At 71.9% G+C, this 14,485-nt stretch carries 9 protein-coding genes; 4 read left to right on the top strand and 5 right to left on the bottom strand.

Annotation, left to right across the window (positions count from 1 at the left end; all coding sequences use genetic code 11):
• Positions 1-62: 62 nt before the first annotated feature.
• Complete coding sequence (locus TsocGM_RS10540) at positions 63-950, top strand: polyprenol monophosphomannose synthase (RefSeq protein WP_233578730.1); 888 nt, start codon at positions 63-65, stop codon at positions 948-950.
• 298 nt (positions 951-1,248) lie between these two features.
• Positions 1,249-3,099 (top strand): hypothetical protein, encoded by a 1,851-nt coding sequence (locus tag TsocGM_RS10535; RefSeq protein ID WP_126725302.1) that lies wholly within the window; start codon positions 1,249-1,251, stop codon positions 3,097-3,099.
• Positions 3,100-3,609: 510 nt separating this feature from the next.
• Here the strand turns inward: TsocGM_RS10535 and TsocGM_RS10530 are convergent.
• Entirely contained in the window at positions 3,610-3,990 is a 381-nt protein-coding gene (locus TsocGM_RS10530; RefSeq protein ID WP_126725301.1) for a hypothetical protein, read from the bottom strand.
• Positions 3,987-4,307 carry a hypothetical protein gene (locus TsocGM_RS10525; protein ID WP_126725299.1) on the bottom strand — a complete coding sequence of 107 codons (321 nt, stop codon included), beginning with the start codon at positions 4,305-4,307 and terminating at the stop codon, positions 3,987-3,989. Before TsocGM_RS10525 ends, TsocGM_RS10530 begins: the two co-directional genes overlap by 4 nt.
• A gap of 333 nt (positions 4,308-4,640) precedes the next feature.
• Between TsocGM_RS10525 and TsocGM_RS10520 the strand changes: the two genes are divergently transcribed.
• A complete protein-coding gene (locus tag TsocGM_RS10520) occupies positions 4,641-5,531 on the top strand; it encodes a ThuA domain-containing protein (RefSeq protein WP_126725297.1) in 891 nt (296 codons plus the stop codon).
• Between the two features lie 190 nt (positions 5,532-5,721).
• Here the strand turns inward: TsocGM_RS10520 and TsocGM_RS10515 are convergent, their stop codons facing one another.
• The 3 genes from TsocGM_RS10515 to TsocGM_RS10505 all read right to left on the bottom strand — a co-directional run bounded on the left by TsocGM_RS10515 (position 5,722) and on the right by TsocGM_RS10505 (position 12,448).
• Positions 5,722-8,061: a WD40 domain-containing protein gene (locus TsocGM_RS10515; protein ID WP_158633482.1), complete on the bottom strand. Its 2,340-nt coding sequence runs from the start codon at positions 8,059-8,061 to the stop codon at positions 5,722-5,724.
• 29 nt (positions 8,062-8,090) lie between these two features.
• Positions 8,091-10,283 (bottom strand): PPC domain-containing protein, encoded by a 2,193-nt coding sequence (locus TsocGM_RS10510; protein ID WP_126725294.1) that lies wholly within the window; start codon positions 10,281-10,283, stop codon positions 8,091-8,093.
• A 380-nt stretch (positions 10,284-10,663) separates the two neighbouring features.
• Entirely contained in the window at positions 10,664-12,448 is a 1,785-nt protein-coding gene (locus TsocGM_RS10505) for a trypsin-like peptidase domain-containing protein (RefSeq protein ID WP_126725292.1), read from the bottom strand.
• A gap of 347 nt (positions 12,449-12,795) precedes the next feature.
• On the opposite strand from TsocGM_RS10505, the gene TsocGM_RS10500 reads away from it, so the two are divergent.
• The gene (locus TsocGM_RS10500; protein WP_261341635.1) at positions 12,796-14,394 is read left to right on the top strand and encodes an extracellular solute-binding protein; all 1,599 of its coding nucleotides are present in this window, start codon (positions 12,796-12,798) and stop codon (positions 14,392-14,394) included.
• Positions 14,395-14,485 lie beyond the last annotated feature (91 nt).

Below are 14,485 nucleotides of genomic sequence, written 5' to 3'. Positions count from 1 at the left end.
CTGGGTTCCGCGATTCGATCGCCTCGGATTATGCTAGGGTGCCCCAGGAGAGGAAGTGTCTCATGGCCGGACTTGCCCCCGTCCGCGTTCCGACCCGATCGGCGGCGAGGACGCACCGGTCGGCCCCGAGCCGTCCCGGACCCGACATGACCGTCTCACCATCACCATCGAGCCCCGGGGAGAGCCGGCCTCCGCGCCTGGTCGTGTCGCTCTGCACCTACAACGAGGCCGGGAACCTCGTCCCCCTGGTCCGAGCGATCCGCCATTATGCCCCTCACGCCGACCTCCTCGTCATCGACGATAACTCCCCGGACGGCACCGGCCGAGTCGCCGACGCGCTGGCCGAGGAACTGCCCGATGTTCATGTCCTCCACCGTTCCGGCAAGCAGGGGCTCGGCACGGCGATCCTCGAGGCGATGCGCTTCGCCATCCGGGGAGGCTACGACCAGCTGATCAACCTCGACGCCGACTTCAGCCACCCGCCCCGGTTCATCCCCGATCTGCTGGCCGGGATGGACCGCTATGACGTGATGATCGGCTCTCGCTACGTCCCCGGCGGAGGGGTTGACAGCGGCATGTTCAACGCCCGGCGACGGCTGATGAGCTGGGGGATCAACACCTACGCCCGGCTGCTGCTGGGGCTCCCCTCGAAGGACAACAGCGGGTCCTACCGCTGCTACCGCGTCTCGAAGCTGGCCGAGCTGGACCTCGACCAGGTCCAGTCGCGCGGCTATTCGTTCATGGAAGAGATCCTCTACTGGTGCCGGCTCGTCGGCTGCCGGATCGGCGAGACGCCGATCATCTTCGAGGACCGCCGCGCCGGCCAGTCGAAGATCAACACGCTGGAGGTGATCCGGGCGCTGGAGGTGATCCTCCGCCTCGGCCTCTCCCGGCCGTTCCGGCGCCGGCCCCGCCCGGCGACCGCTGGACGCGCCGCCCACCGGTCCTGACCCGGTCCTCCCATCCTCCCTCCCTCCCGCCCGCCCGGTCAACGGCTCCCGTCCTCCAGTCTCCTTCGCCGGAGGCCGGCGGAATTGGGGAGGAATTCCCACCCGCCCTGGCCTCCTCGGCTCGCGTTGCCGGCCGGCCGGTTCCTCTTGACCGGTCGCCCGATTCTCAAGATGATCAGCCGGCGTATACTTATGCACGGGAGCGCCTGCCGCTCCTTGATCGCCGATTCCTTTTCGGGTCGGCGGCGTCGCACCGGATCCGCGACGCGAGCGCCTCGATCCTCCAAGGACGGACGCGATGATCTCCAGAACCGGACGCCAGCGGTCGGCGGTCTTCCCCCATGACCGATTCGTCGGCGAGCGCCCGCTCCTCGGCGAGCCCGGCGCCGATCCCTCCACCCGCCCGTCGGGGAGAGCCGCCCCGGCGATCCGGCCGCTGGGGGTGATGTCGGTCGTCGGGGTGCTCGGGTTCCTGTTCGTCGCCAACCTGGGCGTCGCGCTCTTCGTCAACAATGAGCAGTTCCTCTACTACTACGACGGCGCCGGCTGGTGGGAGTGGTCGAGACAGTACATGTCGCTCCAGTCCCAGTCGTTCTGGCGGTCCATCGGCGAGGTCTTCGAGACGATCCGGACGAAGGACCAGAACCTCCTGGCCGCCGTCCCTCTGGGGACCTGGATGCGGCTGGCGGGGGAAAGCCGGCTGTCTTACGAACTGGCGGTGACCAACATCTACGGGGGAGCCTGCCTGCTCGGGCTGATGATCCTCGTCCGCGGCTTCTGGAGCGAGCGGGAGTCGGCCCGGGCGGGGTGGTGGCTCGAGCTGGTGCCCGCCGCGGCCTTGCTGCTGCTGCCGGCGTTCTGGGTTCCCATCCTGCGCGGGTATCCCGAGGCCGGTGGGATGGCGATGGCCCTGGTCGTGCTCTGGCTCTACTTCTCCTCGACGGATCGGCGCTCTTATCATCCGGCCTATTTCGCGATCGGGGTGTTGCTGGCGGGGCTCTTCATCTTCCGGAGATGGTATGCGTACTGGGTGGTCGCGTTCCTGGCCATCTCGGCGCTGGATCGGGCCGTGCTCGCCGTGATGGACCTGCGGAGGAACGGCTTCGACTGGCGTCGCCTCGCCCGGCTGACCCTGCCGGTGCCGGTCATGGGGCTGGTCGCGTTCGCGGTCCTGGCGGGCCTCGCGATGCCGATGGTCCGACGGGTCCTGGAAACCGATTTCGCCGACATCTATTCCGCCTACAACCGAGGAGGAGGGCTGATCGGCAACCTGACGCTCTCGTTCCGGCCGTTCGGGTGGCTGCCGACGCTCCTCGGGGTGGCCTCGCTCCTGTACCTCGCGGCGGGCCGATCGACCCGCCGGATGAGCCTGTTCGTGGGGGCGCAGGCGGTCCTCATCGTCGCCCTGTTCTTCCGGATCCAGTTCCTGATGATGCATCAATTGTACATGCTCCTTCCGGGCTACCTGCTGGTTTGCTGCGTCGCCGCGACGAGGATCGCCGGCCTGCTGCCGAACCGGACGCTCCGGGCCGGCTGGCTGGGCGGGCTGCTGGCGATCGGGCTCACTGTCTCGGTGCCAACGTACTGCGGCGCCGCCCGGCCGTTGATCGAACCGATCGCCGGCCTCCTGCCCGAGCGCTGCCAACCCCTGGTTCGGCACGACCTGGACGCGTTCATCCGGCTGAACTCGGCGATCGAGGAGCATCTCGCCGGGACGGACGGCAAGGTCTACGTCCTGGCCTCCTCGATCTCCATCTCGGCCGATCACCTGATCCACGCCGGGCCTTCTCTGCGGATGCCGTTCCCCTCCGCCAACCGGGTGATTGGCCGGTGGTGCATCGTCGACAAGACGAACAGCTTCCCCAGGGAACTCCTCCAGGCGGACCTGGTCGTCGTCGCGTCGCCGATCCAGTACCACCTCGACCCGTCCGACCAGCGGATCGTCGGCATCCCGGCCAGGCATTTCCTGGAAGGGACGGGGATCGCCCGGGCCTTCGAGCGGCTCCCCGAGACGTTCACCATCGAGCAGGGGATCGAAGTCTACCTGTTCAAGAAGACGCGCCCGATCGAGCCTTCCGAGGTCGCCGAGCTGAGCGATCAACTCCGGGAGGCCTACCCGGATCGACCCTACATCTATACACCCTACTGATCCATCCCGATCGGACCGACGCACGAGGTGGGGCTGGGGAGGATGGGGGTGTCTCGCCCCCAGCCCCGACAGACGCTCGATCTCGATCTCGATCTCGATCTCGATGCGGGGCTCGATTCAGTCCCGGCCTCCCGGCCCCTTCGGGAGGGATCGTGCCCTCGAAGGCCGTCCGGTGAGGAATCCGGCGGGATCCGGGGGAGGTGGTGCTCGGCGCCGAGGCGGTCCCGATCGGCAAGGTCAGGGACGCGACGAACCTCGGGCATCCTGCGATGAGGGGCCTTGCTGGCCGGGCCCTTCCGGGACCTCAGTGGTGGGAAGGCGTCCCCGGCGTCCCGGCCGGGGCGACCAGGATGCGTGCCGGAGCGCGGGGAAATCACCGGGTGGACGGGGCTGATTCCGGAGCGGAGGCGCCGGCCCTCGCCCCGCTCTGGGCCGGGCCGGGAATCGATCGGACCCGCCGAGGCGAGGCGGTTGAGGAACCGGCTCGGGCCGGGCTTCGGTCGGAGGGAGTCAGCCGGCGTCGCGTTCTCGGACGGTGAGGTAGACTTCCTGGCAGGTTTCGGCGACGCGCTCGCCGAGGCTCTGGTACTTCAGCTCGAGCTGGCTGGAGTACATGCTGAGCACCTTGCAGAGGAAGGCGGCGTGCGAGGCGTCGGACTGGTCCTCGGCGAATTGCTGGAGGGATTCCTCGATCTGGTCGGCGAGGTAGAGGAGGAACTGGGCCTGCCCCTTGACCTCGGCGAGGGCGCGGTGCAACTCGGGGGAACCGCCAGCCGGGGCGAGGCGGTCGGCGCCTCGGGAATCGGCCTCGCGCGGCCCGGAGCCGGGTCCGGAGCCGGCGGGGCGGACGCCGTTGGCCGGGCCGGGGGACTCGACGGTGCGGGAACTCATGCCGCGTCCTCCGATCCGAAGCCGTTGGGGGAGTGCCCGTGGTCGGCGTTGACGAGCGACTCGAGCGCGCCGCAGAGCTCGCCCACCAGCCGCATGTTCTCGCACTCGACGGCCAGGTTCGAGGCGTGCATCTCGATCAGCTGGCGGAGAAAGATCCGGGTGCCCGGATCGGACTCGCCCTCGAAACGCTCGACGTCGGCCACGGCGGCTCGGACGAGGTAGTCCATGAACTGGAGCTTGCCGCGGATCGAGGTGCAGAGCCGGTCCAACTGGCCGAGGTCGACGGAGGGCGGCAGGGTCGAAGCAGGTAGCGACATCCGTATCTCCCCGACCGCGGGCGGTCGGTTGCTCGACTCGACGAGAGGGGTCTATCCGGAGGATCGTCCCGATCGATCCGATCGCAGTTGGCCCTCCGGGCCGCCGGCTCCCGCCGGGACGGGCCGGCGACGTGTCGGCGTTCCGTGATGGAGCACTGGAGGTTACCCGGATCGTCCCAGGGGGACAAGCGATTTTCCCCCCGGCCGCCGCCGCTCCCCCCTGGCGACGCCCCCGAGCCGGGGTATCATGCGACCGAAGGCCGGCCCCTCGGCCGGCCGCCGGCTCCTCCCTCCCCTCGTTAATCGGCGCGACATCGACCGGGAGCAACGACCATGATCCTGAACCGTCGCCGCATGCTGATGGCTTCCGGGGCCGCCGCCCTGGGCGCCTCCGCCTTCTCGCGAACGCTGCTCGGCGCCCAGGACGGCGACCGCAAGAAGGTGCTCTTCTTCACCAAGAGCGCCGGCTTCCAGCACTCGGTCATCACCCGGGCGGGCGACGAGCTGGCCCACGCCGAGACGATCCTCATCGAGATCGGCAAGGAGCACGGCTTCGACGTGACCGCCTCCAAGGACGGCCGCCTGTTCCAGCCCGACCGCCTGGACGAGTGGGACGCCTTCGTCTTCTACACCACCGGCGACCTCACCCAGCCCGGCACCGACACCATGCCGCCGATGTCCCCCGAGGGCCGAGACGCCCTGCTCGAGGCGATCCGGTCCGGCCGCAAGGGGTTCGTTGGCATCCACTGCGCCACCGACACCTTCCACAGCCCCCCGGGTGAGGGCCCCACGCCCTACATCGAGATGATCGGCGGCGAGTTCATCTCCCACGGGCCGCAACAAGTCGCCAGGCTCCGCGTCGTCGATGAGGGCTTCCCCGGCGCCGGGGCCTTCGGCTCGGAGTTCGAGATCAACGACGAATGGTATGCCTTCCGCAACATGTCCGATCAGATCCACGCGATCATGGTCCAGCTCACCGAGGGCATGCGGAGCGGCCGAGCCAACGACTACGAGCGCCCCGACTACCCCAATACCTGGGTCAAGCGCTTCGGCGACGGCCGAGTCTTCTACACCTCGATGGGCCACCGAGAGGACGTCTGGACCAACCCCAAGTACCAGGGCCTGCTCATCGGCGGCCTGAACGTCGTCACCGGCCGGGCCGAGGCCGACTTCTCGCCGAATGTCTCCGAGGTCACGCCCGGCTATCAGAAGCTGCCGGGCTGAGCTGACGACGGATCATCGCGGAGGGTGTTGTGATCGTCCGGTCGCCAAGCGGCCGGATGACACCAACAGGCGACGGGCCGGCCCGGATCGGATGCGAGGATCTCGATCCGGGCCGGCCCGTCGCCCGGCGCCATTCAGCCATCGGCCAGGGGCGACCCGATCGATGACGGGCCGCTCCGCCGGGCCGGTCTTACTCCTGCGTCCCGGCGGTCAACTCCGGCTCCGGCCGATCGCCCTCGGGAGGGGCGATCGTGCGGAAGGGCTGGGCGGTGTCGCTCCGCCAGAAGAAGACGGCGCCGGTGTCGTCGCCGGCGACGACGATCGTGCCGTCGGCCGAGCAGTCGACGCCGTGGACGTAATCGGTCGGGCCGTTGAGCGAGCGCTGGATGCGGCCGTTGCCGGCGTTCCAGACGCGGACGGTCTTGTCTCCCGAGGCGCCGAGCACCTCGTCCTTGCCGGGAATCCAGCGGACGGAGGTCACCTGGTTGCCGGCCTCCTGCGCGGTGCGGAGCTGCTCTCCCTTCTCGAAGTCCCAGAACTTCAGCACCTTGTCGGCCCCTCCGCTGACGAGCTGGGTGCCGTCGGCGTTCCAGTCGACGGACATGACGTGGTGGGTGTGCCCCTCGAAGGTTTTCGTCAACTCTCCCGAGGGGACGGCGACCACGCGCACGAACTTGTCGGCCGCGCCGCTGGCCAGGAAGGAGCCGTCGGGGCGGAAGCGGAGGCCGAAGACGGTGTCGGAGTGCAGCTCCGGCAGGTCGAGCAGGAGCGAGCCGGAGGCCGCGTCCCAGAGCTTCACCTCACCGGAGCCGGCCGGCGCGCCGCCGCCGGTGGCGATGAGCGTGCCGTCCGGGCTGAAGTCGATCGCCAGCACGCGGAAGGTGTGCGGCCCGAGGGTGGCCGAGGGGGCCCAGCGGCCGGAGAAGGTCCAGAGCTTCAGCGTCGAGTCGTCGGCGCCGGAGGCGATCGTCCCGTCTCCAGCAAACGCCAGCGCGTTGACCGGAGACGCCTGGCCCGGCTTGTCGGCCGAGACGTGCCCGAAGGCCACCACGCCGACCCCCGTGCCCGCCTCCCAGACCTTCAGGCCCGTTGAGCCCGATGCGGCCACGCGATCTCCTCCCGGGGAGAAGGCGACGGCTCGGACGCCACCGTCCAGGCCCGTCAGCCCGGACCCGGGGGAGCCGTCTCGCACTGACCAGAGCCGGACGGTGCCGTCGTCCGAGCCGCTGAGCAGCGCCTCGCCGTCCGGCGCCATCGCCAGCGCCCGGACCGGCCCGTCGTGCGCCTCGATGGACCGGACCTCCCAGCCATACTCGGGGTTCCAGAGCCGCACCGAGCCGTCGGCTCCCCCGGTGACGAGCAGCGACCCGCCCGGCGAGCTGGCCAAGGCGAGCACCGCCCCCTCGTGCCCGGCCAGCTCAACCGGCGTCGCCCCCTCGGCCGGGGCCGAGGAGGGGCCGCCGGGGAGCGACCAGATCCGGGTGATCCCGTCCTCGCCGGCCGAGGCCAGCCGCTCCCCGCCCGGCCCGACGAACGAGACGGCGCGGGCCGGGCCCTCGTGCGCCTTCCATTCGCCGATCATCGCGCCATCATTCACGTTCCAGAGCCGGACCATCCCGTCCGGCGCGGTCGCCGAGACGACCGAGGCGTCGGGAGCCAGGGCGAGGGCCAGCACCGGCGCCTTGCCCGGCTGGTCGATCTGCCGGGTCTGGGCCCCCTCGGCGGCGTCCCAGATCCGGATCGAGCCGTCCTCGGAGCCGGAGACGATCGTCTTCCCGTCCGACGACGCGACCACGGCGTTGACCTTCGCCGAGTGGCCCTCGAACGCCTTCGCCAGGGAGCCGACGGGAGCCTCCCAGACGGTGGCGATCCGGTAGCTGCCCGCGGCCAGCTTCGAGCCGTCGGGGCTGTAGCGAACCGACTGGATCAGGTCCTGGTGGCCGCCGAGGCGGACGACCTCCAGGCCCGACCTCGGGTCGAACACCTGGACCACGTTCGCCCGTCCGACGGCGACCGCGCCGCCGTCGGCGGTCAGGTCGACCGCCAGCACCGGGTTGACCCCCGGCGGCAGCTCGCCGAGCGTGATCGCCTCGGCGTCCGAGTCCATCGCGGCGAGCATCTCGGCCGTGTCGTCCTTCGCCCCCTGGTCGATCCAGAGCTTCAGCAGGCCCAGCTCCTCGGGGGTCATCGGGTCCAGGCTATCCTCGACCGGAGGCATGAACGGCTTGACCCGGTGCGCGGCCATCTGGAACAGCAGGCTCTCGTCCGCGTTTCCGGGCACGATCGCCGGGCCGGAGTCGCCCCCCTCGAGCATCAGGGCGACCTCCTCCAGGTTCAGCCCGTTCTCGGCCAGGGCGGAGTTGTGGCAGCCGGAGCAGCGGGCGTCGAGCACGTCGATCACCTCGGTGATGTAGCTCACCGGCTCCTCCCGATCGGGCACGAGCGGCTCGATCGGGCCGTCCTGGGACCGGGCGAGGCCGGCGGCCATCGTGGTGGCGAGCAGCGCGGCCAGCGTCGGACGCAGTCTCATGATGCGAGTCCTGTTCATGCGATCGGGGGTTACTTCTTCGTGATCGTCAGCGTGATCGGGTTCGACGGCTCATTCAGGTCCACCTCGCGGGCCTGTCCCGGGTTGACTGGGTCGGGGACGGAGACCTTGCCGGTGCCTCGGAGCAGCACGGTGTAGATGCCGGGCTCGGCGTTGCCGGGGACGGTGAGCGTGAGCGTCGCCTCGTCCTTGTCCTTCTCGATCTTGGGGGTGTCGGCGCCGACGTTGTTGGGGAGGGCGTCGGCCGACACCTGGATCTCGGCCTCGACGCCCGGGCGTCGGGCGACCCGGGCCGTTAGCTCGACCTGCTCGCCCTGGGAGACGACCACCTCCGAGGGGGAGGCCGAGAGCAGGATCGGAGCGTCGGGGCGGACGGCGAGCACCAGGCCTCGGGTGACCCGGGCCGGGGCGACGGGGGCCGGGCCTCGGGTGATCGAGCCGGCGACGGCGACCCGGGCCGGCCCGTCGGCGGGGGAGCCGTCCTCGGCCAGCGGCCGGCCGACCAGGCGGACGGTGCCGAGCTTGGGCGGTGCCCCGTCGGAGGCGGCGAAGACGATCGGCGCGACGGCCTGGTTGGCGGCGATCACCACCGGCTCGGCCGAGACGCCCGCCGGCAGGCCCTCGGCCTCGACCCGGATCGGCCGAGCGAAGCCGTCGAGCCGGTGGGCCAGCACGGAGGCCGTCGCCCGGCCGCCGGCATGGAGCGTGACCCCCTCGGGGCTTCCGGGATCGCTGGGGGCGGTGAAGAGGAGGAAGTCCGGCCGCTCGGGGCGGATGACCAGCCGGTAGACGGCTCCCGGCGCCGGGACCGTGGCGTTGAACAGGTCGCCGACGAAGACCTGATAGAGCCCGTCTTCCGGCGCCTGAAACCGGAGGATCGGGTCGACCGTGCCGGTGCCGAACCGGGGACCAGTGCCGGGGTCTCCCAGGTCGTCGGCCTCGCCGATGTCTCGGACGACGCTGCCGTCCTCCCGGATCTGTTGCACGAGCAGGCTCGCATCGACAGGGGAGCCGATCCGATCGGCGAAGACCTCGATGATCCAGACCTGGCCTTTCTTCGCCTCGAAGCGATAGGAGTCGGCGTCGCCGACCTCGAGGAAGTCTCCCGAGACGTCGCAAGGCGGCTCCAGCCGCGGGGGGGCGCCGCCGGTCCCGCGTTCCTGCTCGACGACGACCGGGGCGAGTGCCTGGGAGATGAAGACGGGCTCGGCGGTTCCTCGATCATTCTCGAAGGTATACCAGAACCCGGCGACGCCGCCGCCGGCGCTGCTCTGGTGGCCGACGCCCGGCCGGTCGGGGTCGAAAGCGGCCTCGGGAGGGGCGGTGATCGTCACCTCCAGGCGTTCAAGGGGGAGCCCGTCCGGCAGCAGCGTCCCGGTCGGCTCGCCGCCCAGGTTCCGGCCGAGCAGCGAAACCGTCGCCGTCTCTCCCGGCGCGATGGCCCGGGGCACAACCGCGTCGACATGCGGCCCGTCGTGCAGGGTCAGGCGGTAGAGGTGAGCGGGGGCTCCGGAATAGACAACGTCGCGAACCTCGATGCGATAGGTGCCGTCGGCCGGCAGGGTGGCGTCGACGAAGGGATCCTGGCCGAGGTCGTCGTGGCCGTAGGCCAGCTCTCGGCCGCTGGCGTCGAAGAGGCGGACCTCGCCGTCGAGGGTGCCGTCCAGGCGGAAGGCATCGAGGCGGATGAGCACCCGCTGGCCGGCCCGGCCGTTGAAGGTGAACCAGTCGACATCCGTCGCGCCGTTGATCTGGCCATTGACGACCGAGCCGATCGCGATTGGCCCCGCCTCCCCCGGGTTGTTGTTCGGCTCGGCCTCGACCGCCTCGGGCCGATCGCCGATGACGAACGCCCGGGGGTTGCTCACGCCGAGCGGGCCGACGGCCCGGACGTCGTGCAGGCCGATCGGGGCGTCCGGCGCGATCGTCACCCGGAACCTCGGCGGCTTCTCGTCCCCCTCGATCCGGTCGGCCTCGATGCCGGGGTGGTCGAACCAGAGCCCCTCAACCGCGTCCAGGTCGCCGCCGATGAGCCGGATCTCGACCGACTCGCCCGCCCTGCCGCCGGGAGGGAAGGCGCCGTCGAGCCGGTGCCGAGGCCAGTCGGCCCGGGTCGATGCCGGCAAGACGACCAGGAACATCATCGCTGCGATCGCTCGGGCTCCGGCCCGGCGCTCGGGCCCGTTCGGGCATGGTGGGCTCATCGGGGAGGCTCCGGCGGGGGTCGATCGGGGGGGGGGCGGGGGCGGGCTCGGCGGTCGTCCGGCCCGGGATCGGGTCCGGGCCGGTGCTGTTCATCATAATTCCAACATCCGGGCGATGGCAGCCCCGAGCCGGGTTGCCGGGTGGTCGAGGACCCGCGCGTCGTGCCCCGAGGAACGGCGGTCTCGCGGTGTTCCTCACCCGGTCGGCCGGTGTGTTCTGGGGGAACGATCGGGCGGGGGATCGCCGACCTGAAGCTCTGGAGGCTCGGCCGAGCGGGGGGGATTCCGCCGCGGTCCCCGTCGGGTGGTGGGGGCCGTCCGGATGGTCCCGAACGGTGCTCGGCCCGGATCCAGCTCCCGTTCGCCCGGCCGGGGGGCTCTCACGGGAAGTTGGGGACGAACTGGCCGTGGGGACTCATGCGGGGCGACCGGGGGATGTTCGGGACGCCGAAGCGCTCGCGGAAGGAGCCGAAGCCGGGGGGAACCTCGGGGAAACTGTTGGGGATGTCCTGCAAGGCTCGGCCCCCGCCGCTGGACTCGACCTGGAGCGGGGCGAGGGCGGCAAGCAGGTTCTCGTCGACCTCGATGTCGAGCCTCCGGCCGAGGGCCCGGGTCAGGTCCAGGTGGGTCGATTCGGCCGAGGAGACGCGGCGGAGCAGCGTGCCGAAGTCGTCGGGGGGGCGGGAGAGGATCTGGCGGAACTGGGCGTAGCTGGCGGCCAGACGGGTGACGCCATCCTTCACGTCGTCGGGCACGTCGGGGTCGAGGCGGAGGCGGCGGCCCTCGTCTTCCAGGGGCTCCTCGACGGTGCTGTGGAAGGCGTCGAGCCCTTCGCGGAGCTTGGCCAGCTCGGGGTCGGCCGCGATGAGCTGGCGGATCGACCCGCCCCGGGCGTCGTTCCAGGCGATGACATGGCGGTCGAGCCCCACGGCGTGGATGGCGCCGGCGGTCACCAGCAGGTGGAACAGCGCCCCCGGGCGGTGCCGGGCGGCGGCGAGCCGGGCGTCCACCTCGCCCTGGTGGCGGACCCGATCGAGGGCGCGGTTGAGGTCCGCCACGGGGATGCAGAAGCCGAGCGCTTCCTCCTCGGCGGTCTTCAGCGTGGCCACGCCGATGACCTCCCCTCTCGCGTCGAAGACCGGGCCTCCGGAGTTGCCCGGGTTGATGGCGATGCCGAGCTGGATGTACTCCTGGCCGTCGATGACGGCCCGGCTGCTCATCACCCCCTTGCTGATGGCGTTCTCCAGGATCAGCTCGCCGCCGACGCCCGGGTTGCCGATCACCGTCACGTCCTCCCCCTTGATGTAGCGGTGCTCGGCCGCCACGACCAGCGGCGGCAGGCTCGACGGCACCCGGAGCAAGGCCAGGTCGCGCTCCCGGTCCTCGAACAGCAGCTCGGCGGGCATCGGCCCGGCCTGGCCCCCGGGAGCGGAGGGGAAGCGGACCTGGAGGGAGGCGATCAGCTCCGACTCGATGACGTGAGCGTTGGTCGCCAGCAGGCCCGGCCCGACGAGGAAGCCGGTGCCGCTGGACATCGCCCCCTCGATCAGCGCCACCGAGGGCTCGCAACGCTCGACGATCTCGGCCGTCGAGAGCGCCCGGCCGGGCAGGTCGACCGGAGCGACCTCGGCCGGCGGCTGGACCGGGGCGGCGGGGACCGGCGCTGGCCGGTCGGCGTCGGCCCGATCCGGCTCGATGGCTTCCCCCGCCACGGGGGCGATCCCCTCCGGCCCGCCGCCGCCGGGCCCCCCGAGCGGCTCTCCCGGCAGGAAGGCGGGGGCCGGGTCGGCCGGCCGGGGCTCCTCGGCGACCGAGGCCACCGAGGAGCCGTCGGGCGTGCGGTCGCGATCCCGGGTCAGGTCGATGATGATCCCGAGCATCCCCAGCATCACCAACCCGCAGATGCCCAGGGCGATGTGCAGCGGACCCGATGCCGCTCTCGGCGGCGGGACGACCACGAGGCCGCTGTCCTCGACTCCCCGTTTCGACTGCCAGGGGGGGGGCTCGACGAGGGGGACCGGGGCCGGCTCGGGCAGGTCGACGGGGGAGAGGGAGCCGAAGGGGGAGGAGACGCCGCAGGCCGGGCACCGGATGGCGGCCCCTCGGGCGGCGTCGGGCACCTTGCCGCGCCGGCCGCACGACGGGCAGACGACTCGGATCGCCATGACCGGGATCCTTGCTCCTCGGGGAGCGGTTCGAGACGCGTCGGGGATCGTCGAGGCCCGCCTCCGACTCGCGAGCGGCCCCCGATCGCCGTTCCCTCTCCCGCGACCTCCGCCGCGGACGGGGAACGATGTCCAACGGGCCGGCTCACCCATTCCTTTATTCGGAATTGGTCGGGCGGTGTCAAAACCCTTGTGGCGTCGAGACGACGGGGCGCGTCGGTTTGACCGGCTCCGGGCGCCGGCATACGATGGTCGGATCGGAACGGATCGGTCTGAGGCCCGGGGCCCGGCCGGCGGTCGCGAGGGGCGGCGCGGCGGGGCTCGGGGAGACGGGGCGGGCGCGACGCATGGCGATCGGAAGCGGTCGGGGATGGGTCAACTCGGCGATGGTCGCGCTGGCGGCCGGGGCGATCACGGTGTCGGGCTGCGGGGGACGGGGCGGGGTGCCGGCCGAGCCGGTCGAGCCCTACGCGGGGGTCGCGCTGTCGGTCCTTGTGCTCGGGGCCCCCGAACTGGCCGAGGCCCTGGACGACCGCCGGGGAGAATGGGAACGCCGCCGGGGAGGATCCGTCTCGATCACCTCGGCCGACAGCGCCTCCGAGGCCGACCCCGGCGCTCGTTCGGGGTATGACGTCCTCGTCTTCCCCGGGGACCTCCTCGGCGAGATGGTCGCCGAGGGCCTCCGGACCCTGCCGGAGGCCCTGGTTTCCCCCCCGCCCCCCTCCTCGGGAGGGCAGGAGGGTGAGGACGACCCGACGGCCGACGCCCCCCCCGAGGACGGCCTGGCGTTCGACCAGATCGTCGAGCCGTACCGGCAGGCCGTCTCCCGCTACGGGGGGGATCGCGTGGCGCTGCCGATCGCCGGCTCGGCCCTGGTGCTGGCCTACCGGGCCTCGGCGTTCCAGACCGATCGCCTTGGGGCCGAGGCCGAGGCGGCGGGCGTCGCGCTGGAGGCCCCCGAGACCTGGGAACACCTCGATGCCCTCGCCCGGTTCCTGCACGGCCGCGACTGGGACGGCGACGGCGAGCCCGAGGCGGGGATCGCGCTGGCCCTCGGCGCCGACGAGGCCGAGCGGCTCGGGGCCGAGACGTTCCTGGCCCGGGCGGCGGCCCTGGGGCTGCACCGAGACAACTACTCGTTCCTGTTCGACCCCGACTCGATGGCTCCCCGGCTCTCGTCTCCTCCCTTCGAGGAGGCGATGGAGGCGCTGGTCGCCCTCCGCGACGCCGGCCCCGAGGGGATGGCCGGGTTCGACGCGGAGGCGGCCCGAGCCGCGTTCCGAGCCGGCGAGGCGGCCCTGCTGATCGACCGGGCCGACCACGCCGGCTCCTGGCTGGAACCAGGGGACGAGGCCGAGGTGGGCGTGGCCCGGCTGCCCGGCTCCCCTCGGATGTTCGAGCCCCTGCGCGGGGCCTACGACGCGGCCGACCCGCCCAACCGGCCCGGCTACCTGCCCGACGGCGGCGGCTGGCTGGTGGGCGTCTCCGCCGACTCGGCCGAGCCGGCCGCCGCCGAGGACTTCGCCCGGTACCTGATCGAGCCCGACACCGCTGCCCGACTCCGCATCGACCCCCGAGTCCCGGGAGTCCCCGTGCGGTCCCCCCTGATCGGGCAGGGGAGCGCACAAGGGGCCGAGCTGCCGGGGCTCAGCCGCCGGGACTGGTCCGACGCGGTGGCGAAGACCTTCCTGGCCGATCGCGTCGTGGTCGGGCTCCGCATCCCCGGGGCGTCCGACTACCTTGCCGACCTCGACCGCGCCGTCGCCTCGGCCTCGGCCGGCGAGGCGACTCCCGCCGACGCCCTGAAGGCCGCGGCCGAGGCCTGGGAGCAGCGCACCGATCAGTTCGGCCGGCAGTGGCAGACCTGGCACTACCGCCGCAGCCTCAACGCGCTGACCACCTCCCCGACGCCGCCCCCCCGGGGGCCTGGAGGCCGGGAGCCCTGATCCGACGGACGATCGACGCCGCCCTGCTCGCGGCCATCGCGCTTGGCGCCCGCTTCGCCTGGCTTGCCCGCTGGGATGAGCTCCGGGTCGA

The organism is Tautonia sociabilis, from assembly GCF_003977685.1.
In the GTDB taxonomy this organism is placed as follows: Bacteria; Planctomycetota; Planctomycetia; order Isosphaerales; family Isosphaeraceae; genus Tautonia; species Tautonia sociabilis.
This window is presented reverse-complemented; position numbering and strand designations above follow the sequence as displayed.

Excerpts from the sequence above, each read along its gene's own strand:
- TsocGM_RS10530 (WP_126725301.1), bottom strand. The coding sequence starts at position 3,990 with ATGAGTTCCCGCACCGTCGAGTCCCCCGGCCCGGCCAACGGCGTCCGC.
- TsocGM_RS10500 (WP_261341635.1), top strand. The coding sequence starts at position 12,796 with ATGGCGATCGGAAGCGGTCGGGGATGGGTCAACTCGGCGATGGTCGCG.
- TsocGM_RS10510 (WP_126725294.1), bottom strand. The coding sequence starts at position 10,283 with ATGAGCCCACCATGCCCGAACGGGCCCGAGCGCCGGGCCGGAGCCCGA.
- TsocGM_RS10525 (WP_126725299.1), bottom strand. The coding sequence starts at position 4,307 with ATGTCGCTACCTGCTTCGACCCTGCCGCCCTCCGTCGACCTCGGCCAG.
- TsocGM_RS10540 (WP_233578730.1), top strand. The coding sequence starts at position 63 with ATGGCCGGACTTGCCCCCGTCCGCGTTCCGACCCGATCGGCGGCGAGG.
- TsocGM_RS10505 (WP_126725292.1), bottom strand. The coding sequence starts at position 12,448 with ATGGCGATCCGAGTCGTCTGCCCGTCGTGCGGCCGGCGCGGCAAGGTG.
- TsocGM_RS10520 (WP_126725297.1), top strand. The coding sequence starts at position 4,641 with ATGATCCTGAACCGTCGCCGCATGCTGATGGCTTCCGGGGCCGCCGCC.
- TsocGM_RS10535 (WP_126725302.1), top strand. The coding sequence starts at position 1,249 with ATGATCTCCAGAACCGGACGCCAGCGGTCGGCGGTCTTCCCCCATGAC.
- TsocGM_RS10515 (WP_158633482.1), bottom strand. The coding sequence starts at position 8,061 with ATGAGACTGCGTCCGACGCTGGCCGCGCTGCTCGCCACCACGATGGCC.